Genomic DNA, 21,098 nt, shown 5'->3' with positions numbered 1-21,098 from the left:
TCCATGTCGTCGTCGTACGTCGAAGACCCCGCCCCCGGCCACGGCTCACTACCGGCCCGCGCCGCGTTCTCTTCGAACGCGCGGTCGGTGAGCCTGGCCGGGACGTGGCGGTTCCGCCTCTCGCCCTCTCCGGCGGCCGCGCCCGAAGGGATCGCGCGCGACGACTTCGACGACAGAGGCTGGGACACGCTCACGGTGCCGGGCCACTGGCAGCTGCAGGGACACGGGAAACCGGCCTACACCAACGTGCACTACCCGTTCCCGGTGCAGCCGCCGCTGGTGCCTTCGGACAACCCGACAGGGGATCACCGCCTCACGTTCGATCTGCCGGCCGGCTGGCCGGACGAGCCTGCGGTGCTGCGCTTTGACGGCGTCGACTCGTGCGCGAAGGTGTGGCTCAACGGCGAGGAGCTCGGCGTCACGCGCGGCAGCCGGCTGCCGACCGAGTTCGCGGTGAGCCACCTGCTGCGTGCGCGCGGAAACGTGCTGGCCGTGCGCGTGCACCAGTGGTCCTCGGGCAGCTACCTCGAGGACCAGGACATGTGGTGGCTCTCGGGCATCTTCCGCGGGGTCACGCTGCTCTCGCGCCCGGCGGGTGGTGTCGAGGACTACCAGCTGCACGCCGACTACGACCACGTCGGCGGCCTCGGCACGCTCTCGGTCACCGCGGCCGAGGGCGTGCTGCTGAGCGTGCCCGAGCTCGGGGTCGAGAACCTGCCGGCCGGCTCGCCGGTGGAAGTCGCCGTGGAGCCCTGGAGCGCCGAATCGCCGCGGCTCTACCACGGTGAGGTGCACACCGCGGCCGAACGCGTGCCGGTGCGGATCGGGTTCCGCACCGTGGCGATCGAGGACGGCCTGCTCAAGGTGAACGGCCGGCGGGTGCTGTTCCGCGGAGTCAACCGGCACGAGCACCACCCGCGGTTCGGCCGCGCGCTGCCGCGCGAGTTCGCGCTGGCCGACGTGCTGCTCATGAAGCGCCACAACGTGAACGCGGTGCGCACCAGCCACTACCCGCCGGACCCGTACTTCCTCGAGCTGTGCGACACCCACGGACTGTGGGTGATCGACGAGTGCGACCTCGAGACCCACGGCTTCGGCGACCTGGGCTGGGCGGGCAACCCGAGCGACGACCCGCGCTGGGGCGAGGCCTACCTCGACCGCATGCGCCGCACCGTCGAGCGCGACAAGAACCACCCGTCGATCGTGCTGTGGTCGCTCGGCAACGAGGCCCACACCGGCCGCAACCTCGCCGCGACGGCCGCGTGGACGCGGGAGCGCGATACGTCGCGGCCGGTGCACTACGAAGTCGACTTCGAGTGCGAGTACGTGGACGTGTACAGCCGCATGTACGCCGACCACGCAGAGGTCGACCGGATCGGCCGCCGCGACGACGCCAACGAACGCCGCCGGTCGCTGCCGTTCCTGCTGTGCGAGTTCGCGCACGCGATGGGCAACGGGCCGGGCGGGCTGCTGGAGTACCGCGAGCTGTTCGAGCGGTACCCGCACGTGCAAGGCGGGTTTGTGTGGGAGTGGCTCGATCACGGGCTTGCCCAGCGCGACGCCGGAGGCCGCGAGTACTTCGCGTACGGCGGCGACTTCGGCGAACAGATCCACGACGGCAACTTCGTGATCGACGGCCTGGTCCACCCCGACCGCACGCCCTCGCCCGCGCTGGCCGAGTTCGCGAAGGTCTTCGAACCGGTGCGGATCGACGCGAGCGCCGAGGGGGTGCGGATCTCGAACCACTACGACGTGGTCGGGTCGGCGCACCTGGTGTTCCGCTGGAGTTTCGAGGACGACGGCGTCGAGGTGGCGGCCGGCGAGCTGGCCGTACCCGAGGTCCACCCCGGACAGAGCCTCGACGTGCCGCTCCCCCGGCTGCCCGATGCCTCGGGAGAAGGCGTGCTCACCGTGCGAGCGGTGCTGGCGGCCGACACCGGCTGGGCATCCGCGGGCCACGTCGTGGCGTGGGGGCAGCTGCCCGTGACGCCCGCGGCCGACCCCGTGCCTCCCGCAGTGGGTGCGCCACTGCTGCGTGAACGGGGGCTCCTGCGGCTCGGGCCCGGCGCGTTCGACGCCGCCACCGGCCGGCTCGTCGCGCTCGGCGGCCACCGCGTCGAGGGGCCGCGACTGGACCTGTGGCGCGCGCCGACCGACAACGACCGGGGTTCCGACGACCCCGAAGCCGCGCAGTGGCGGGCCGCGGGCCTGCACCGGCTGCAGCACCGCGTGGCCGAAGTGGACGGACGAGCGTCGGCTCTCGTCGTGCGGACGCGGGTCGCGCCGCCCGGGCTCGGGTTCGGCATGCTCGCCGAGTACCACTGGACCGCCGACGGCGACCGCCTGCGCCTGCGCGTCGAGCTGGAGCCGGACGGCGAGTGGCCCTGCACGCTCCCCCGCCTCGGCCTGCGGATGGCGGTGCCGGGCGCGTTCGGCGGCGTCGAGTGGTTCGGCGCCGGCCCGGGCGAGGCGTACGCCGACAGCCGTCAGGCGGCGCGGATCGGCCGGTTCGCCTCCACGGTGGACGCTTTGCAGACGCCGTACGTGTACCCGCAGGAGAACGGCAACCGCGCCGACGCGCGCTGGTTGCACCTGACATCCGCGGGCGGCGCCGGGCTCCGGATCGAGGGCGAGCCGGTGTTCGACTTCACCGCGCGGCGCTGGACTTCGGAGGACCTCGACGCCGCTCGCCACACCGTCGACCTCGTGCCGGGTGAGCTCGTGCACCTCAACCTCGACTTGGCCCAGCACGGACTCGGCACCGCCTCCTGCGGGCCCGGCGTGCTGCCGCGCTACCGCCTGCGCGCCCAGAAGGCGAGCCTCACGCTCACGTTCTCCCCGATCACGCCCGAAGGAGCCACCCGATGACCGGTGCGCCCGAGGTCCGCCTCGTCCCGCACACGCACTGGGACCGTGAGTGGTACGAGCCGTTCCAGCGGTTCCGCCTTCGCCTGGTCGACCTGCTCGACGAACTCCTCGACCACGCCGAGGCCGACCCGCGGTTCCGGTTCACGCTCGACGGGCAGATGGCGGCCGTCGACGACTACCTGGAGGTGCGCGGCGAGAACCGCGACCGGGTGGCCGCGCTGGTCGCGTCCGGGCAGCTCGCGGTGGGGCCGTGGCAGATCCTGCTCGACGAGTTCCTCGTCTCGGGCGAGAACATCGTGCGCAACCTGGAGCTCGGCTGGGCGCGCGCCACCGAGCTCGGCGGCGCGATGCGCGTGGGCTACCTGCCCGACGAGTTCGGCCATTGCGCGCAGATGCCGCAGATCCTGGCGGCCGCCGGGTTCGAGCACGCGTGCGTGTGGCGCGGGGTTCCGTCCGGAGTGGAAGGTCACGCGTTCCGCTGGACGGCGCCGGACGGCAGCTCCGTGCGTGTGGAGTACCTGGCCGGCGGTTACGGCAACGCGGCCTACGTGTTCTCCGACCCCGGCTTCTTCGCCTCCCGCATGGCCGAGCTCGGGCGGCGGCTGCGGCCGTCGTTCGGCGCCGACCCCGTGCTCGCGATGTACGGCACCGACCACTCCGCGCCCGTCGGCTCGCTGGTGAAGCTCGTCGCCGGGCTCGACCCGGCGTCGGTCGACGTGCGGATCAGCACGCTGGCCGAGTACGTCGGCGCGCGCGACGCCACGGACCCTTCGCTGCCGGTGGTCCAAGGTGAGCTGCGCAGCCACGCGGCGGCCAACATCCTGCCGGGTGTCCTTTCGGTGCGCCCGCAGCTCAAGCAGGCGATGGCGCGGGCGGAGCGGCTCGTGGAGCGCTACGCCGAGCCGTTCGCCGCGCTGTTCTCGGCCGAGTGGCCGCAGCGGTTCCTGGACCTGGCGTGGTGGCGTTTGGTCGACGCGTCGGGGCACGACTCCGTGACCGGCTGCGGGGTCGACGAGACAGCGACGCAGGTGTTCGCCCGGATCAGCGAGGCGGGCCACCTCGGGCAGGCCGTGCGCGACCGCGTGGCCGGCCGGCTCGCGCGCTCCGTAGCGCGGGATTCGCTGCTGGTGCTCAACCCGACGCCCGCGGCTCGCCGCGACCTGGTGACGCTGGACGTGGAAGCGCCGTGGGCCGAGGTCGCGCTGGAGCTGCCCGACGGCACGCGCCTGCCCGCGCAGGTGGAGGCACACAGCGGACAGTTGCTGCACGAGGAAGCAGCCGCGGGCCCCGACCTGCCGCTGTTCCTGCCGCGCATCCACGGGCGCGAGCTGTTCGGTAGTGAGATCACCGGCTGGCGGTGCGACCCTTCGGCACGGCTGCTGGAGTTCTCCGTCGCGCGGCACGGCGGCGAGGAACCGTTCGACGTCGAAGCCGTGCGAGCGGCGGTGACCGGCGCGACTGGAGCGTGGACGATCCGCATCGTCCAGGCAGAGCAGCGGACGGTCACCGCGTTGGTCGACGTGCCGGCTCTCGGCTGGACGACCGCCCGCGTGGTGCCGGGCTCTGTTTCGGTCACCGCTCCGGTCGTCGCCGGCCCGTCGCTGAGCAACGGGCTCGTGACGGTCGAGGTGCGCGACGACGGCACGCTGCGGATCACCGCGGCCGACGGCACTGTCCTCGACGGCGTCGGCCGGATCGTCGACGGCGGCGATCGCGGCGATTCCTACAACTACGCCCCGCCCGGCACGGACACCCTGGTCACGCGGCCGGACTCGGTGCGGGTGGCACCGGGCGTCGAGGGGCCGCTGCGCACGACGTTCACCGTCGAGCGGACGTACTCGTGGCCGGCGGAGATGGACTGGGCGGGCGATCGGCGCAGCCCGTCGACTTCTCGTGGCACGGTGACGATGGCCGTCGAACTGCGCGCGGGTGAACCGTTCGTCCGCCTCGACCTCACGATCGACAACACCTCACGTGACCACCGCGTGCGATTCCACGTCCCGCTCGCCCGCGCCGCGCAGACCTCACACGCCGAAGGCCAGTTCGCCGTCGTCGAACGCGGGCGCACAGCCGAGGGCGGCTTCAGCGAGTACCCGATCCCGACGTTCCCGGCCCACGGATTCGCCGACGCCGGCGGCGCCGGACTGCTGCTGACGCAGGCGTGCGAGTACGAGCTCCTGGACGAAGCGCTCGCCCTCACCGTGCTGCGCACGAGCGGCCGGCTCAGCCGCAACGTCCACCCGTACCGCGAGGAGCCCGCCGGCCCGCAGATCCCGACGCCGCTCGCCCAGCAGATCGGCACCACCACCGTGCAGCTCGCCGTCCTCCCGCACACGGGCGACTGGCGCGCCGGCGCCGTGCTCGACGCGGCCGAGCGCTACCGCCATCCGCTGCACGCCACCCTCGGTACGGGCTCGCCCGACGCGCCGCCCGCGTCCCGGCACGGGCTCACGGTCGAGGGCGCGGTGCTCACCAGCTTGCGGTGTCGCGAGGGCACGCTGGAGGTGCGGCTGGTGGCCCAGTCCCCTGAGGCGGCCGCCGCCGTGGTGCGCGGATCCTTCACATCGGCACAGCGAGTGGATCTGCTCGGCAAGCCCGGCGAAACCGTGCCGGTGACCGACAGAGAGCTGCGGCTTTCCCTGCGACCGTGGGAAATCGCGACGCTCCGCCTGTCCTGAACCTCAACCGCGGGTACGCAGCATCGGCGGCGACAGCAGCTCGGCCGGCCCCCTCCGGTACAGCCGGGCGGGGCGGCCGCCGTCGCGGGTCGTGGTGGTGCCGATTGGTTCGAGGAGTCCTTCGGCGCCCGTGACCTTGCGGTGGAAGTTGCGCGGGTCCAGCCGCGCGTCCCACACCAGCTCGTAGACGCGGCGCAGCTCGGCGACCGTGAACTCGGGCGGGCAGAACGCCGCGGCGAGCGGGGTGTACTCGAGTTTCGCGCGAGCCCGTTCGAGGCCGTCGGTGAAGATCTTCGCGTGGTCGAAGGCGAGCGTCGCCGGGTCGAGGCTCGCGACGGGGGTCCAGCGCGCCTCGGCCGCGTCCGTGCCGGCCTGCGGCACCGGCAGGTCGGGCGCGAGCGCCAGGTAGGCGATGGTCACCACGCGCAGCCGCGGGTCGCGGCCCGGGTCGCCGTAGCCCGCGAGCTGTTCGATGTGGACGGTGCCGGCTGCCAGGCCCGTCTCCTCCGCCAGCTCGCGCCGCGCCGCGGTGTCGAGGTCCTCGTCGGCGAGGACGAAGCCGCCGGGCAGCGCCCAGGCGTCGCGGAAGGGCTCGATCCCCCGCCGCACCAGCAGCACGCAGAGCTGCTCCCCCGTGATCGTGAGCACGACGAGGTCCACGGTGACCGCGCTGGGCGGGAACTCCTCCATGTGTCGCACACTACACCGTAATCGTCAGCTTGACGAAAAGACCGCCGAACCCATATCGTCACGGCGACGATAAGGAGGCCCCATGGTGGACATCAAGCGCCGGTTCGGGTTCCGGCACCTGCGGGGTGTGCCGACCGCGCACATCCGGCACCTGCGCGGCGGCAAGCTCGTGCACGACGGCACCGGGCTGTCATTCTGGTACCGGCCACTGGCCGCGGCCCTGTCGGAGATCCCGGTGGACGACCGCGAGCTGCCGCTGCTCTTCCACGCGCGCACCGCCGACTTCCAGGACGTGACGGTGCAGCTCGCGCTCACGTTCCGTGTGGTCGACCCGGCGCTCGCCGCCCAGCGCCTCGACTTCTCCGTCGACCCGGACACGGGCCGTTGGCGCGGCGACCCTCTGGCGCAGATCAGCGGGCTGCTCACGGAGAACGTGCAGCAGTACGCCCTCGACGTGCTCACCCGCACGCCGCTCGCGGAGGCGCTTGTGGACGGTGTCGGCGCCGTGCGCGACCGCATCCGCGCGGGGCTGGCCGAGGAGGACACGCGGCTCGCGCAGACGGGTTCGGCCGTGCTCGACGTGCGTGTCGTCGCGATCCGAGCCGAGCCGGAGGTCGAGAAGGCGCTGCAGACGACCGCACGAGAGAAGGTGCAGCAGGAAGCCGACCGCGCGACCTACGAGCGGCGCGCGCTGGCCGTGGAACGCGAGCGCGCGATCGGCGAGAACGAGCTGCAGAACAAGATCGAGCTCGCCCGGCGCGAGGAGCAGCTGCACGTCCAGCGAGGCGCCAACGCCCGGCGTCAGGCCGAAGAAGCCGCGGCGGCCGACCACATCGAGACCGAGGCGCGCGCGAACCGGGAGACGCGGCTGGCGCACGTGAAGGCCGAGGCCACGCGCACGCTCGGCGAAGCGGAGGCGGCCGGCGAGGCCGCGAGGCTCGCCGCGTACCGCGACCTGCCGGAGCCGGTGCTGCGGGCGTTGGCCGTGAAGGAGCTGGCCGCGAACTTGCCGAAGATCGACAGCCTCGTACTCACGCCGGACCTGATCGCCCCGCTGCTGGCCCGGCTGGGGATCGGGTCGTGAGCCTCGCCCCGCGGGCCGTGGTGGTGCACCGGCGCACCGAGCTCGACGAGCTGCTCGCCCGCCACGGCACGCTCGGCCAGGCGGAGTTCTTCCTGGCCACGCGCGGCCGTTCGCTCGGTGACCGTTCGCTGCGTGACCTGGTAGAGCAGGACGCCGCGCTGCGGCGGGCGTTGACCGCGGTGTCGGCCGCTATCCCCCTCGACTGGCGCCGCGGCAGCGTCGAGCGAGCGGACCTGTCGCGCTTCCTGTTCACGCCGGAGGACGTGGTGCTCGTCGTCGGGCAGGACGGGCTCGTCGCGAACGTCGCGAAGTACCTGGCGGGCCAGCCCGTCGTCGGCGTCACGCCTGGTGAGTCGGGCGTCCTGGTGCGCCACCCAGCCGAGGCCACGGCGGACCTGCTGCGCTCGCTGGACTCCGTCGAGCCCCGCACGATGGTCGAACTGACCGCCGACGACGGACAGAAGCTCTTGGCGCTCAACGAGATCTACCTCGGCCACCCGAGCCACCAGACCGCGCGTTACCGCCTCGGCCCCGAGCGGCAGGCGTCGTCGGGCCTGCTGGTCGGCACCGGCACCGGTGCCACGGGCTGGTGCCGGTCGGTCTGGCAGGAACGGCACAGCCCGCTGCGCCTGCCGGCCGCCGACGAACGCCGGCTCGTGTGGTTCGTCCGGGAAGCGTGGCCCTCCCCCACGACCGCGACCTCGCTCACCGAGGGCGAGCTCACGACTTCGGCGCTGACGATCGACGTCGAGTCCGACCACCTCAGCGCGTTCGGCGACGGCCTCGAGAACGACGCGGTCACCGTGACGCGCGGGCAGTCGGTGACGTTCGCCCCTGCGGCTCGGGCGTTCCACCTGGTCCGCTGAGGCCCTCCGACAACTTCCGGAGTACCTCGGCCGACCGCGTGCCCGGCTCGGCGTGGTAGATCACCATCAGCTGGTCTTCGGCGCCGCTGACCGCGAACTTGTCGTACTGCAGCTCCAGCTCGCCGACCCGCGGGTGGCACAGGTGGTGGGTCCCGCCGCCCGGCTGCGGGCGCACGTCGTGGCGGGGCCAGAGGCGGCGGAACAGCTCGCTCTCCTCCGACAGCTCCGCGACCAGCCCGACCAGCCGCGGATCATCCGGCTCGCCGGCGGCGCGCAAGCTCGCGACGAGGCCGCCCACCCGCGCCTCCCACCCGGTGAAGAACTCCTGCGCGGCGGAGTCGAGAAGGACGGCGCGCAGCAGGTTGGTGCCCGGCGTGTACACGGGCGACAACGCGGCGGCGATCGGGTTGGCGGCGAGGACGTCGAGGTAGCGGCCCTGCACGTACGCCGGCGTCTGTTCCCACGACGCGATCAGCCGCGCGACGCTGGACCGGACGTTCTCCTGGCTCGCCGGAGCGCGGCGACGGCGTGGCGCAGGGTCGGCGAGGTCGTGCAGGTACGCGGTCGCCTCGCGGTCGAGGCGGAGCCCGCGCGCCACGGCGTCGAGCACCTGCGCCGACGGGTGGCGATCCCGGCCCTGCTCCAGCCGCGTGTAGTACTCCGTGCTGATGCCCGCGAGCATCGCCAGCTCGTCACGCCGCAGACCCGGCACGCGCCGGTGGCCGTTCACGGTGATCCCGACTTCCTCCGGCCGCACCTGCTCGCGCCGCGCGCGCAGGTACTCGCCGATCACGTTTCCCGCCATGTCCCCCACGATAATTCGCCGAAGGTGGCCCTGCCGGCACCCCTGTCGGCGGGGTCTGGTTGGTCGTATTGTGGCGGCCCAGGCTGGAGGCATGACACGAACCTGGTTCATCACGGGCGTGAGCACCGGCTTCGGCCGGCACCTCGCCGAACAGCTGCTTTCCGCCGGCGACCGCGTCGCGGGCACCGTCCGCCGCCTCGACTCGGTGGCCGGCCTCGTCGAGTCGTATGGCGCCGCGTTCCACGTCACCCTGCTGGAAATGACCGACACCGCTGCCATCCGCCCGGTCGTCGACGCCGCACACGCCCACTTCGGGCGCCTGGACGTCGTGGTCAGCAACGCCGGCTACGGCCTCATGGGCGCAGCCGAGGAGCTCACCGACGAGCAGGTGCGCCACCAGCTCGACACGAACCTGCTGGGCTCCATCCAGCTCATCCGCGCCGCTGTGGGCCACCTCCGCGCCGACGGCGGCGGCCGCATCCTGCAGCTCTCCTCGGTCGGCGGCCAGGTCGCCTGGCCGGGCGGCTCCCTCTACCACGCGACGAAGTGGGGCATCGAAGGCTTCGCCGACGCCCTCGCCGACGAAGTCGCGCCCTTCGGCATCGGCGTCACCCTCGTCGAACCAGGTGGCGCCCGCACCGAGTTCCGCTACGGCAACTCGCAGCTGGCGCCCAAGATCGACGCCTACGCCGTGTCCCCGGCGTCCCGCATCCGCCAGGTCCTGGAGGAACGCACCAGCCTCGCCATCGGCGACCCCGCCCGCATGGCGGCGGCCATGATCGCCACCGTGGACCAGACCCCGGCGCCCCGCCGCCTGGTCCTGGGCAGCGACGCGTGGACGGCGATCACGGACGCGCTGGAGGCACGGCTGGCGGAGGTGCGGGAGCAGAAGAGCGTGGCGTTCTCGACGGACCTGTAGGCATTCCGGTGCCACCGCCTCACCTGCCGTGCCGGCGCTTCACCACCGGAGACGCGTGAGGTGTGGCCGGCCCGCGACGCCGGCCGCGTTTTGCCGGACCTCCGCCACCGGTCGCGTGCGAGCCGCGCATCAGCGGCCGAGTCCATGCTCCGCGTCATCTGCGTCACGCGCGCCTTCCGCGAGCCACCTCCTCTTTCGGCGGCCTCAACTGCCGTAGCGGTCCTTCACCACCGAAGGCGTGTCGAGGTTGTGGCCCGCGTCCATGCTCTGCGCCAGCCGCAGGTACTGGCCCTCGGCCCACATCAAGGGCGCGGCGCTGCCCGTCGGACGGCCGAAGGCGAAGCAGCCGCTCGAACGGTCCCACACCTGCTCGGGGATGAAGTAACCGTCGTTGGCGGCGTCGGCCATGGACTTGAGGTAGACCGCGGCCGAGCGGCCGTTGGCGAGCTCGTACTCGCCGCGTTCGCCGGACAGCACGGGCCACAGCCGCCCGAAGCGTTGCGGGCCGCCGGCGGGCCAGCCGGTGCAGGCGGAGGTGCTTTCGCCGTAGTTGTCGTGCGGGTAGCGGTGGAAGTAGACGTCCCCGTCGGGCAGGGTCACCTGCATCGGCGCGTTGCCGTCCGACGCGGCGGCCGTCGGGGCGATCGAGGCGGCGATCGTCGGGTCGGACGGCGCGCGCACGCCGAGCCGCACGAGGTCGAGGAAGCCGAAGTCGACCACGTCGTGCTCGTAGAAACAGCCTTCGTCGAAGCAGATCTGGCCGCCGTCGTCGGGGTCGGTGCCCTTGTCGAGCCGTTCGTAGTACGTGTGACCGCCCCAGAAACCGGACGTCGTCACGGTCCACGAGTCGAGCGACGCCCGCCAGGAGTCCGCTGTGGACTCCCACGTGGTGGCGCTCGCGGTGTCGCCGTTCGCGCGGGCGATCGCGCCGGCCGTCACGAGTCCCGCGATCTCCGCCGCGATCGACGACGGCGACCGGCCGTACTGCTCTTCCCAGCGTTCGGTCGTGGCCGGACCGCTCGTGCGCAGGTGCTCGGCGGTGACCTTGACCTTCGCGTACGTGGCGGCGTCGGTGAGACCGGTCAGCCAGGCGAGCACGATCGCGTCGGCGTCCTGGTCGAGCTGCTCGCAACACCCGAGCTGCTGGGCTCTGGCGCCGGCAACGCCGCTCACGGGGCTGTAGCGCGGGAAGGCGCCGGCCGGGTACGTCGTGCCGTCGCCGGCGGTCGGCGAGCCGATCCACTGCGAGCCCCACAGGAACTGCGCCATGCGTTTCGGCTGTGCGGTGTCGCCGGCGGCCAAGAGACCGGTGGCCTGTTGGTAGAGGTCACGGCCCCACACTCGGTGGTAACCGTCGCCGAGGCTGTCGCCGTTGACGACGTCGCCCCACGGCGTCGCGAGCCCGGCCACGCTGGCTCCGCGGAACGTCTTGTCCTCGGCCGCGTGCAACGCCATCGCGGCGACGTAATACGCGCGGCGCCGCTGCTGATCCCCCGAGACGCTGACCGGCGCGGGCTTGAGGCTGCCGACGTAGGAGCTCCAGCCCGTGCGGTAGCCGGATTCCAGCGAGCCGAAACCCGCGGTCAGTGAACCGGTTGCCGCACTCGTCGCGGCTTGTGCGGTCGAGCCGTACCCGAGGGCGACGGTGAAGGTCGTGTCCGCGGCGACCGGGATCTGTCCACACTGGACGACGTTGCCGGCGCCGGAGACGGAGTCGAACCCGTCGTCCAGCGTATGATCGGCGCGCAGGTCGACGAGACAGTCGCTGGCGGCGCCGGAGTATCCGTTGTCGTGCGCGGAAAACCCGGTCGACACCCGCAGCGACGACACGACGGTGGTCGTCGTGCCGAAGAGGTTCTCCGTGCCACTCGCCACGAGCCCACTGCCGTCCCACGACGCCGTGTCCCCGCCCGCGCCACCCGCCATGGACGGGTTGGCGAGCAGGTAAAGCCGATACGTGCCACCGTCGAGCGACTGGAACCGGGTGCGGGTCACGAGCGTCGCACGGGCCGGGTCGGTGACATACGTGGTCGTGATGCGGTAGCGGCCGCTCTTCGCGGTGTTGGTGACGGTGTATTCGAGGGACTTCTCGTCGGGCATCGAGACGACGTGGTTCGTGGCGTCGCGTTCGAGGTCGACGAAGGAGGAGCCGTCGGTGATCACGTACTGCATGTCCTGCGTCTCGGGGACGTCCACGCGTGGGTAGAAGACCTCGGACGTCACGCCGTTCGCGACGGTGAACCAAACGGGGCTCTGCGTCGTCGCCGAGGTGCCGAGTGCGGACTTGTCCCCGGTGGTCCAGGACGAGGGGCCACCGCAGCAGTCGGTCGCGGTGCCACTCGCGGGGGTTGCCGCGATGCTCGCCACCAATGCCAGCGCCAGCACTCCCGCACGCGCCTTCTTCCAGGTCCTCATCCGCTCCCTCTCCGCAGCCTCGGCCGCCCATCGTGCCGTGGCGGCGCCGATCCGGCCACGGCCGAAGGAAGGGTTCCGGCACACCACCTGATGGGGTGACGGCCACGGTCGGAGAAACTGTCGTACCCGGATGGTCTCCTGAATCCCGGAAGCGGCCCTCACCCCGGGGCGCCGCCGGAACCCGAGGAGAACACCATGGCCGGAGACACGGTCGTCACCATCGTCGGCAACCTCACGTCCGACCCGGAGCTGCGCTTCACCCCGTCCGGCGCCGCAGTCGCCAACTTCACCGTCGCGTCCACCCCGCGCACCTTCGACCGCGCCTCCGGCGAATGGAAAGACGGCGAAGCCCTCTTCTTACGCTGCGCGCTCTGGCGCCAGCCCGCGGAAAACGCCGCGGAATCCCTCACCCGCGGCGCGCGGGTCATCGTCCAGGGCCGCCTCACCCAACGCTCCTACGACACCAAGGAAGGCGAACGCCGCACCGTCGTGGAACTCCAGGTCGACGAAATCGGCCCCTCCCTGCGCTACGCCACGGCAAAAGTCAACCGCGCCAACCGTTCCGGGCCGCCTGCTGGTGATTCCCCGGAGAGTTCGGGCGGTTCCGACAGCCCGTGGTCCCAGGCCGCCGCCGGGATGCCGGTCGCGGCGGGTGCGGGGGATCCGCCGTTCTGACTTTGCCTGCCGGCGCACGGTGAAGCACGCCCACTACTGGCCGTCGCGAAAGCGCAGCGGCCAACTGATGGCACTCGGTCCACTGCAGTCGCGGCGGCCTGCAAAATTGTCACTTGTCCGTCGGCACGGGGATGGCGCGGATGGCCATCAGCGCCGCCGGCACGGCGGTCGAGCCTGCCTGGTGGCCGCCGCGCCGGAACGCCGTGCCGGCTGTCGTGGCGGCACGGCGGCCAGTTCGCGGCGGTCGCCTCACCACCGTCGTCGCGGGTGGCCGAGACCCGGCGTCCCTGGGTCCGTCCACAAAGGATGATTCAGGCTGTCGTCCGCCGCGGTGTCAGCCGAGTTCGGCGAGCATGGCCTTGAGGATGCGGCTCAACGTCGCCGCGTCGTCGGGGCTGGTGGCCGAAGAAAGGAGTTTCGCGAGACCCGCCGCGTGGTCGGTGAGGGTCGCGTCGATGACGTCGCGGCCGGCGGGGGTGAGGGTGATGCGGAAGCTGCGGCGGTCGGCCGGGTCGAGGCTGCGCTCGACGTACCCCGCTGCCTCCAGGCGGTCGAGGCGGTTGGTCATGCCGGCGCGGGAAGTCATCAGCGCGGCCGAGAGCTCGGAGGGGGTGAGTGTGTAGGGCGGGCCCGTTCGGCGCAGCGCGGCGAGCACGTCGAACTCGCCGGGGCGCAGGCCGTGCTCGGTGAACACGCGCTCCACCGCGGACTCGACCAGCCGGGTCAGCTGGGCGAGCCGGCCGAACACGTCCATGGCGGACAGGTCCAGATCCGGCCGTTCCTGCCGCCACTGCGCGATGACCTCGTCGACGGCATCGCAAGACTCACTCACACCTGAAGTCTAGGGCATGTCTGACAAAGCCTTGGTCCAGGTGATCACGGCATGGAGGACTACTGCGGAGCGGTAGACGATGGCCAACTTGTCGAAGCGGGTGGCCAGGCCGCGCCATTGTTTGAGCAGGTTGAAGCCGCGTTCGACGACGTTGCGGCCTTGGTAGTCGACCGGGTCGAACGCTGGTGGGCGGCCGCCTCGTGAACCCCGCCGTGCGCGGTGCCCGACCTGATCGGCAGGTTCGGGGATCACGGCGGTGATGCCGCGGGTGCGCAAGTGCCCGCGGATCGCTCGCGAGGAGTAGGCCTTGTCGCCCCGGACCCGGTCGGGACGGGTGCGCGCCCGGCCACGCCCCATTCGAGCGACGCGCAGATGTCGCATCAGGTGCGGAAACATCGGCGCGTCCCCGGCTTGGCCGGGCCCGACCAGAGCTACCAGCGGCCGCCCGTTGCCGTCGACGAGGTGGTGAACTTTGGTGCTCCAGCCTCCGCGGGAGCGGCCGATCGCGTGATCAGGCGGCTCGGCGAGCAGATCCGTGTAATTCGACCCAGCCCCCCGTGACACGCCTGACGTTGGTGGCGTGCTGATGCGCCCGCGCGATCGTGGAATCCACCGACACCGCCCAGTCGATCTGCCCGGCCGCGTCCGCGGCGGTGAGCAGCCGCTGCAGCACCATGTCCCACGTGCCGTCCCCCGCCATCCGGCGATGCCAGGTCCAGATCGTCTGCCACGAACCAAACACCTCGGGCACGTCCCGCCACGCGATCCCACACCGATATCGGTAGACGATCCCCTCCACCATCGCCCGCGCATCCGAAAACGGACGACCCCGCTTACCGGTCCGCGCCGGCAACAAGTCTTTGATCAACGCCCACTGCTCGTCTGACAGCAACTGAAACCGCGACACGACCGACAGCATCCCAGCTGCCACAGACGATGTTTGTCAGACACGCCCTAGGCGAACGAAGGGAGCACCCACCGCCCGAGACACACCCCGAAGCCGGCGCGACCTACCCGGCCTCCCCCGCGCGGTCCGCGACCCCGAGCCGCAGGTGTTCGCTGTGGTAGACGGCTTCGTCGAGCAGCTGGGCGACGTGGTTGTCGTGCAGGCTGTAGACGATGCTGCGGCCGTTGCGAGTGCCGACGACCAGCCCGAGGTTGCGCAGCAGCCGCAGCTGGTGCGACACGGCCGACTGCTCCATCCCGACCGCGGCCACCAGGTCGCCGACGGCGAGGGGCTGTTCGCTCAGCGCGCTGAGGATCAGCAAGCGGCTCGGGGTCGCGAGCGCCTGCAGCGTGGTGGCCACCGCGGCCGCGGTGGTCGCGTCGAGCGGTCCCGCGGGGCGGCGGCGCCCTTCCACCCCGTGTCCCATGGAGAGGAGACTAGAACACCGCAGGAGACATGAACATATCTTCATTCGTTCTGCTACCGTTCCGGACATGGAAAGCGCAGGACACGGGCATGGGCACGGCCACGGGCACTGGACCCGGCTCAGGCACGCCCTGAAACCGCACAGCCACGAGTCGGCGGAGCTCGTCGACGACACGCTCGAGGCGAGCCGCTCCGGGATGCGCGCGTTGTGGCTGTCGTTCGCCGGGCTGCTGGCGACGGCGGTCGCCCAGCTCGTGGTGGTCGGGTTCACCGGGTCGGTCGCTTTGCTCGGCGACACGTTGCACAACTTCGCCGACGCGCTGACCGCGGTGCCGCTCGCGGTCGCGTTCTTGCTCGCGCGGAGGCAGGCGACGCGCCGTTTCACGCACGGGCTCGGGCGCGCCGAAGATCTCGCCGGCCTGGTGATCCTGGTGGTGATGGCCGGGTCCGCGGCGCTCGCGGGATACGAGGCGATCGACCGCCTCCTGAACCCGCGCCCGATCACGGGCGCCGGGTGGGTGGCGCTCGCCGGCGTGATCGGTTTCGTGGGCAACGAGCTCGTCGCGCGCTTCCGCATCCGCGTCGGGCGGCAGATCGGGTCGGCGGCGCTCGTCGCGGACGGGCTCCACGCGCGGACCGACGGGTTCGCGAGCCTCGCCGTGGTGCTCGCGGCGGGCGGGGCGCTCGTCGGCTGGACGTGGGCCGATCCGGTGGTGGGCCTGCTCATCACGGTGGCGATCGTGCTGGTGCTGCGCGACGCCGCGCGCGAGGTGTTCGGCCGGCTGCTCGACGCCGTCGACCCGCACCTGGTGGACGACGCCGAGCACGCGCTCGCCGAGACGCCCGGCGTGCTGGGCGTCGATGTGATCCGGCTGCGCTGGATCGGCCACACCCTCGCGGCCGAGGCAGAGGTGTCGGTCGACCCGGGCCGCACGCTGGCCGAGGCGCACGGCATCGCGCACACCGCCGAGCAGCGCATGGCGACGGCCTTGCCGCGGCTCGCGCGGGCGTTGATCCACGCGCACCCGGCGCGTGACGTCAACGTCGTTCCCGCGGGCGTCAAGGAAGCGTGAGCGCCGGAGGCGAGCCGAGCCGAGCCGCCGCACGCTGGGGTTCGTCAGGGTGATGCGTGGGAAGAGGGCGCGCGGTGAGTGATCTCGACGGTTCGGTGCTGCTGGTGGGCGTGTTCATCGCGTTCGCGGTGGTGCTGCGGGGGTTGCAGTGGTGGCTGGGCCGCGACCGCGGGCTGGCGCACACTCAACAGCAGTGCGGCCCGAGCCAGGCCTCGCGGCCCTCCGGCACCGCGACCACCGCGATGACCAGCGCGACGACCGGATCGGCCCAGTACCAGCCGAACAGCGTGTTGAGCAGCAGCCCGGCCGGCAACACCGCCGAGAGGTAAGGGCACAGCAGGGTCCGCCTGGAGTCGGCCACGGCGCTCGCGGAGCCGAGCTCGCGGCCGGCTCTGCGCTGCGCGCCCGACAGCACCGGCGTCACTGCCGGCGACACCGCGACCAGCCCGATCCCGACGGTCGAGTGCCTCGCGCCTCGCACCAGCGCCCCCACGGCGTCGGCCACGACGTACGCCGCCAACGCGAAGAACGACACACCGATCGCCTTCAGCGCCGGGGGCTCCCGCCGTTCCGGATCCGCCCCGGCGAACTGCCATGCCACCGCCGCCTCGGACGCCACCTCCACCACTGAATCCCAGCCCGAACGCCATCAGCGCACCCGAGTCCGCCGCCTCCCGCGCGACCAGCGCGACCACGGCCTCGACCACGTTGTGCGCCATCGGCCAAGCCACCGCGCCCGGCGCGCCAACACGCGCCCCCGCCACCGCCAACGCCCGAGGACGAACGCCCGAGGAAGCCGGCTCGGGCGCACAGCAATCGGCACCGCCGCAGCACTCGTCGGCAGCCGCGGGTTCGACCCGCGCCTCGTGACTCATCACGCCACCTCCGTGCCGAGCAGGTCGTCGCCCACAACCGACCCCCAACCACGCGTTGCCGTTTGGCTCAAGCCTCCGGCGCAGCGAAAGACCAGCCGAATCGCACCCGGCTCTCCTCGACAGCCGCCGGCGCGAGCCGCGGCTCGTTGAGCCTGGTCAACCCGTGCGTCTCGGCCAAGCGCGCCGGGTAGGCGACGCCGTCAGGACGGCGATGAGGATGCGGCACGGCGTCGGGTCTGCCGGGACGCGGCCGGCTCGGGCGAGGGCTGGTTCGCGGGTTTCACAGCTCCGCATGCGCTGAAAAGTACGATCTCTTTGACAGACCCTGAACCGAAGACCTCCGCAAAGGCCAATGCGGAACGCCGTAAGATCTCCAAGCTGTCCGCGAAAACCGCGGATCCCCAACGCAAGGAGACCGATGTCCTCGACCGTCTCGGCGTCCGGTGGGGTTCGGCGGGGCGCGGCGCGCGTCGCGACGGAGGTGTTGGCGCCGTGGGTGTGGGTGCTGGGGTTGCCGCTCGCAGTGGCGTGGGAGGTGACCGGCCACCGGGTCGGGGCGACGGTTCTGTGGGGGCTCGTCGTGGGCGTCACGGGATCGCTGATTCCCATGGCCGTCATCGTGCGCGGGGCGCGGCGCGGGAAGTGGGACTCGCACCACGTGACCAACCGGGCGGGTCGGGTGGTGCCGCTCGCGGTGTGCCTGGCCTCGCTGGCGGCGGGGTTCGTGGCGCTGATCGTCGGTGGGGCTCCTGAAGAACTGATCGCGCTCACGGCGACCGAGCTGGCGTGCCTCGTGGTGGCGGTGGCGATCACGTTCGGGCTGAAGTTCAAGATCTCCATCCACGCCGAGGTCGCCGCGGGCGCGACGGTGATGCTCGTGTGGGTGTACGGGCCGTGGCTGCTCCTGCTGATGCCGTTCGTGCTGTGGGTCGCGTGGTCGCGCGTGGAGCTGGGCGACCACACGACGGCCGAGGTGACCAGCGGCGTCTTCGTGGGCGTGGTGGTGGGCGGCGCCGTCTACTTCGGACTCCTGGCCGCGCTCTCGTAGACTGTCGAGCGTGGACAACCTCCTCGGCGACTACCTCCGGGCGCGGCGCCAGCTCGTGTCGCCCGAAGACGTCGGCCTGCCCGCCGGCGGGCGGCGGCGCGTGCGCGGCCTGCGCCGCGAGGAGCTGGCGCTGCTGGCCGGGATCAGCAGCGACTACTACATGCGCCTCGAGCAGGACCGCGACCAGAACCCGTCCGCGCAGGTCCTCGACGCGCTGGCCCGCGTGCTGGGCCTCGACGACGACGCCACGAACCACCTCCACAGCCTCACCGCGCCCGCGCCCGCGGCCACCACGGCCGTCGGGCCGGCTCCGGTGGTGCCGCCGAGCATCGCCGAGCTGATCGGCACCTGGCCGGCCACGCCGGCGTACGTGCAGGACCGCCTGACCAACGTCCTCGCCGCCAACGCCATCGCCACCGCACTCTCGCCCCGCTACGCACCCGGGCACAACCTCCTGCGCGAAGTGTTTCTCGACCCCGCCGAGCAGGACTTCCGCGTGGACTGGGACGAGATGACGGCCGACGGCGTGGGCGGCCTGCGCGCCTCGCTCGGCCGCGACGTCGGCGACCCCGCCGCCACCGAACTCGTCACCGAGCTCTCCGCGAAGAGCGAGCGCTTCCACGAACTGCGGTCCCGCCACGACATCAAGCCCCGCACCGGCCACCTCGCCCGCTTCCGCCACCCGGCCGCCGGCCCCCTCGACCTGCACAGCGACAAGCTCACCCTCCCCGGCCCGGACGCGCTGTCGCTGGTGGTCTTCCACGCCGTCCCGGGCAGCCGCCACGCCGAAACGCTCGCGTCGCTGGCCAACCTCGTCGACAGCAATTAGAAGGCACTGCCGCAGGCTGGTCCCGCACACCCGGACCCGCCCGCGGCAGAAGCACAGCTCGCGCTCTCGAACACCTTCACCGCGCCGAGCGCCGCGCCCATCGCCGCGTTGGCCTCGCGCTCGATCACGATCTCGACGAGCACCAGCCGGATCTCGCCTGGGTCGACCACACGGGTGCCGGAGCAGCTGCGGGGGCCGCCATGATCTTCACGTTGTCCGCGCCGGGGAGCCGAACGCGACGCCGACGTTGCCCGTCGTGCGCGACCACCCGGCCGTGTCTCCTCGTCAGTCGCGTCCGGAGAGCTCTTCGACGACCTTCAGCAGCGCCGAGTGGTCCAGCGAGCCGTGGCCCATGGCGCGCCCCGCGGCCACGAGCTGGGCGACCAGCCCGGTCAGCGGCAGGGCGACGTCGGCCTGGCGCGCGGCCGCGAGCGCGATGCCCATGTCCTTGTGGTGCAGGTCGATCCGGAAGCCCGGCTGGAACTGCCGCGCGACCATCGACTTGCGCTTGAGCTCCAGGATCCGGCTGCCGGCGAGCCCGCCCGCCAGCACGTCGAGCCCGGTGCCGGCGTCCACCCCGGACGCTTCCAGCAGCACGATCGCCTCGGCGACCAGCCCGTAGATGCCGCCGACCACGAGCTGGTTGGCGGCCTTCACGACTTGGCCCGCGCCGTGGGGTCCCACGTGGACGATCGTCTTGCCGAGCACCTCGAAGATCGGCTTGGCCGCCTCGAAGTCCTCAGTCTCGCCACCGACCATGATGGACAGTGCGGCCTGCTCCGCGCCCGCCTGGCCGCCGGAGACCGGCGCGTCGAGCACCCGGATCCCCTTGGCGCCACCGGCCTTCGCGACGGCGATCGAGGTCTCCGGCCGGATGGTGCTCATGTCGGCCAGCAGCGTGCCCGGCTTGACGACGTCGAGGACCCCGCCCGCCGCCAGCACCACCTGCTCGACCTGCGGGTGGTCGGGCAGCATCGTGACGACCACGTCCGCCTCGGCCACCGCGTCGGCCACGTCGGACGCCGCGCGCCCGCCCGCGGCGGTCAGCTTCGCCAGCGCGTCGGCGCTCAGGTCGAAACCGCTCACGTCGTGTCCCGCACCGGCCAGGTGCGCGGCCATCGGCGTGCCCATCACGCCCAGGCCGATGAATCCCACCTTGCTCATTTGTCTCCCCTTCGCTCTTCCGGCAGCCAGGCCAGCGACGCGAGCGTGGGACCGTCCGGTTTGTACTCGATCCCCACGTGCCCGCGGTAGCCCGCCGCCTCCAGCTTTTCCAGGTGTCCCTCGAGGTCCAGCTCCCCCGTGCCCGGCTGGTGCCGGCCCGGCGCGTCGGCGATCTGCACGTGCCCGGTGCGCGGGGTGTACCCGGCGATCACGGAGTCGAGGTCGTCGCCGTTCACCGCCAGGTGGTAGAGGTCCGCGAGCAGCAGCACGTTGTCCAGCCCCAGCCGGTCGGCCACCGCGACGGCGTCGGCCGCCGTCTTCAGTGGGTATGCCGGCGTGCCCGACAGCGGCTCGAGCACGATCTGAGCCCCGATCTTGCCCGCCGCCTCCGCGGCCGTGGCCAGGTGCTCCAGCGCCAGCGTGTCCTGTTCGGACGGTGCGACGCCGTCGAGCCGGTTGCCGTACAGCGCGTTGAAGCTGCGGCAGCCAAGCCGGTCCGCGATCCCGATCGCGATCGTCAGGCTCACCGCGAACTCGGCCTCGCGCCCGACCCACGACACGAGCCCGCGCTCGCCCGCGGCCATGTCGCCCGCGTACAGGTTGAGCCCGGTCAGCCGCACGCCGGCCTGCTCGATGGAGCGCACGAACTTCTCGACCTCGACCGGCCGCGGGTCGGCGCTGTCGAACGGCCACCAGTACTCGACCGCGGTGAAGCCCGCTGCCCGAGCGGCCTGCGCGCGCTCGAGCAGCGGGAGCTCGGTGAACAGGATCGACAGGTTGGCGGTGTAGGGCAGCGAGTGCCGCACCCCGGCGGGACCGGTCATCGGATACCTCGGCTCATCGGATTGCTCTGACCTCGTCATTTCGCATTGCGGAATACTTCTTCCGTATATCGAGACTAGTCG

Annotated in this window: 19 protein-coding genes and 1 pseudogene; 9 read left to right on the top strand and 11 right to left on the bottom strand. The window is 72.2% G+C overall.

Features of this window, described 5'->3' with window-relative positions; all coding sequences use genetic code 11:
- Positions 1–3 precede the first annotated feature (3 nt).
- Together K1T34_RS44320 and K1T34_RS44315 are read left to right on the top strand one after the other, a co-directional pair.
- Positions 4–2,868, top strand: a complete 2,865-nt coding sequence (locus K1T34_RS44320; protein ID WP_220240612.1) for a glycoside hydrolase family 2 TIM barrel-domain containing protein — start codon at positions 4–6, stop codon at positions 2,866–2,868.
- Complete coding sequence (locus K1T34_RS44315; protein ID WP_220240611.1) at positions 2,865–5,546, top strand: glycoside hydrolase family 38 C-terminal domain-containing protein; 2,682 nt, start codon at positions 2,865–2,867, stop codon at positions 5,544–5,546. The genes K1T34_RS44320 and K1T34_RS44315 overlap by 4 nt, the downstream gene beginning before the upstream one ends.
- Before the next feature lie 3 nt (positions 5,547–5,549).
- Here K1T34_RS44315 and K1T34_RS44310 read toward each other — a convergent pair whose 3' ends face one another.
- A complete protein-coding gene (locus tag K1T34_RS44310; protein ID WP_220240610.1) occupies positions 5,550–6,236 on the bottom strand; it encodes an NUDIX domain-containing protein in 687 nt (228 codons plus the stop codon).
- Between the two features lie 82 nt (positions 6,237–6,318).
- On the opposite strand from K1T34_RS44310, the gene K1T34_RS44305 reads away from it, so the two are divergent.
- Both K1T34_RS44305 and K1T34_RS44300 read left to right on the top strand, forming a co-directional pair.
- Entirely contained in the window at positions 6,319–7,320 is a 1,002-nt protein-coding gene (locus tag K1T34_RS44305) for an SPFH domain-containing protein (RefSeq protein ID WP_220240609.1), read from the top strand.
- Positions 7,317–8,186, top strand: a complete 870-nt coding sequence (locus K1T34_RS44300; protein ID WP_220240608.1) for a hypothetical protein — start codon at positions 7,317–7,319, stop codon at positions 8,184–8,186. The genes K1T34_RS44305 and K1T34_RS44300 overlap by 4 nt, the downstream gene beginning before the upstream one ends.
- Here K1T34_RS44300 and K1T34_RS44295 read toward each other — a convergent pair.
- On the bottom strand, positions 8,119–8,991 hold the full coding sequence (locus K1T34_RS44295; protein ID WP_220240607.1) for a helix-turn-helix domain-containing protein: 873 nt from the start codon (positions 8,989–8,991) through the stop codon (positions 8,119–8,121). The two genes, K1T34_RS44300 and K1T34_RS44295, sit on opposite strands and share 68 nt — an antisense overlap.
- A 91-nt stretch (positions 8,992–9,082) precedes the next feature.
- Between K1T34_RS44295 and K1T34_RS44290 the strand changes: the two genes are divergently transcribed.
- Positions 9,083–9,910 (top strand): SDR family oxidoreductase, encoded by an 828-nt coding sequence (locus tag K1T34_RS44290; protein WP_220240606.1) that lies wholly within the window; start codon positions 9,083–9,085, stop codon positions 9,908–9,910.
- A 204-nt stretch (positions 9,911–10,114) separates the two neighbouring features.
- Here K1T34_RS44290 and K1T34_RS44285 read toward each other — a convergent pair whose 3' ends face one another.
- Positions 10,115–12,325, bottom strand: coding sequence for a glycoside hydrolase family 15 protein (locus tag K1T34_RS44285; protein ID WP_220240605.1), 2,211 nt, complete (start codon positions 12,323–12,325; stop codon positions 10,115–10,117).
- 195 nt (positions 12,326–12,520) lie between these two features.
- Here K1T34_RS44285 and K1T34_RS44280 point away from each other — a divergent pair, with 195 nt between their 5' ends.
- Positions 12,521–13,000 (top strand): single-stranded DNA-binding protein, encoded by a 480-nt coding sequence (locus K1T34_RS44280; protein ID WP_220240604.1) that lies wholly within the window; start codon positions 12,521–12,523, stop codon positions 12,998–13,000.
- A 334-nt stretch (positions 13,001–13,334) separates the two neighbouring features.
- Here K1T34_RS44280 and K1T34_RS44275 read toward each other — a convergent pair whose 3' ends face one another.
- The 4 genes from K1T34_RS44275 to K1T34_RS44265 form a co-directional block, all read right to left on the bottom strand.
- Positions 13,335–13,832 (bottom strand): MarR family winged helix-turn-helix transcriptional regulator, encoded by a 498-nt coding sequence (locus K1T34_RS44275; RefSeq protein ID WP_220240603.1) that lies wholly within the window; start codon positions 13,830–13,832, stop codon positions 13,335–13,337.
- A 9-nt stretch (positions 13,833–13,841) separates the two neighbouring features.
- Positions 13,842–14,396, bottom strand: a complete 555-nt coding sequence (locus K1T34_RS54125) for an IS5 family transposase (RefSeq protein WP_255637898.1) — start codon at positions 14,394–14,396, stop codon at positions 13,842–13,844.
- Positions 14,344–14,751: a transposase gene (locus tag K1T34_RS54120; protein ID WP_255637899.1), complete on the bottom strand. Its 408-nt coding sequence runs from the start codon at positions 14,749–14,751 to the stop codon at positions 14,344–14,346. The genes K1T34_RS54125 and K1T34_RS54120 overlap by 53 nt, the downstream gene beginning before the upstream one ends.
- 91 nt (positions 14,752–14,842) lie before the next feature.
- Entirely contained in the window at positions 14,843–15,205 is a 363-nt protein-coding gene (locus K1T34_RS44265) for a metalloregulator ArsR/SmtB family transcription factor (RefSeq protein WP_220240602.1), read from the bottom strand.
- A 67-nt stretch (positions 15,206–15,272) separates the two neighbouring features.
- Here K1T34_RS44265 and K1T34_RS44260 point away from each other — a divergent pair, with 67 nt between their 5' ends.
- The gene (locus tag K1T34_RS44260) at positions 15,273–16,277 is read left to right on the top strand and encodes a cation diffusion facilitator family transporter (RefSeq protein WP_220240601.1); all 1,005 of its coding nucleotides are present in this window, start codon (positions 15,273–15,275) and stop codon (positions 16,275–16,277) included.
- A gap of 184 nt (positions 16,278–16,461) precedes the next feature.
- Here K1T34_RS44260 and K1T34_RS44255 read toward each other — a convergent pair.
- Positions 16,462–17,152 (bottom strand): annotated as a pseudogene (locus K1T34_RS44255) (cobalt transporter).
- A 418-nt stretch (positions 17,153–17,570) separates the two neighbouring features.
- On the opposite strand from K1T34_RS44255, the gene K1T34_RS44250 reads away from it, so the two are divergent.
- Complete coding sequence (locus K1T34_RS44250; RefSeq protein WP_220240600.1) at positions 17,571–18,200, top strand: hypothetical protein; 630 nt, start codon at positions 17,571–17,573, stop codon at positions 18,198–18,200.
- 10 nt (positions 18,201–18,210) lie between these two features.
- Positions 18,211–19,029 carry a helix-turn-helix transcriptional regulator gene (locus K1T34_RS44245; RefSeq protein ID WP_220240599.1) on the top strand — a complete coding sequence of 273 codons (819 nt, stop codon included), beginning with the start codon at positions 18,211–18,213 and terminating at the stop codon, positions 19,027–19,029.
- Here the strand turns inward: K1T34_RS44245 and K1T34_RS44240 are convergent.
- The 3 genes from K1T34_RS44240 to K1T34_RS44230 form a co-directional block, all read right to left on the bottom strand.
- A complete protein-coding gene (locus tag K1T34_RS44240) occupies positions 19,026–19,199 on the bottom strand; it encodes a hypothetical protein (RefSeq protein ID WP_220247889.1) in 174 nt (57 codons plus the stop codon). The two genes, K1T34_RS44245 and K1T34_RS44240, sit on opposite strands and share 4 nt — an antisense overlap.
- A 115-nt stretch (positions 19,200–19,314) precedes the next feature.
- On the bottom strand, positions 19,315–20,193 hold the full coding sequence (locus K1T34_RS44235) for a 2-hydroxy-3-oxopropionate reductase (protein ID WP_220240598.1): 879 nt from the start codon (positions 20,191–20,193) through the stop codon (positions 19,315–19,317).
- Positions 20,190–21,017: a hydroxypyruvate isomerase family protein gene (locus K1T34_RS44230; protein ID WP_220240597.1), complete on the bottom strand. Its 828-nt coding sequence runs from the start codon at positions 21,015–21,017 to the stop codon at positions 20,190–20,192. Before K1T34_RS44230 ends, K1T34_RS44235 begins: the two co-directional genes overlap by 4 nt.
- Positions 21,018–21,098 lie beyond the last annotated feature (81 nt).

The organism is Amycolatopsis sp. DSM 110486 (genome assembly GCF_019468465.1).
Lineage (GTDB): Bacteria > Actinomycetota > Actinomycetes > Mycobacteriales > Pseudonocardiaceae > Amycolatopsis.
The sequence above is the reverse complement of the archived record's forward strand: the minus strand, read 5'-3'. Positions and strand labels throughout refer to the sequence as shown.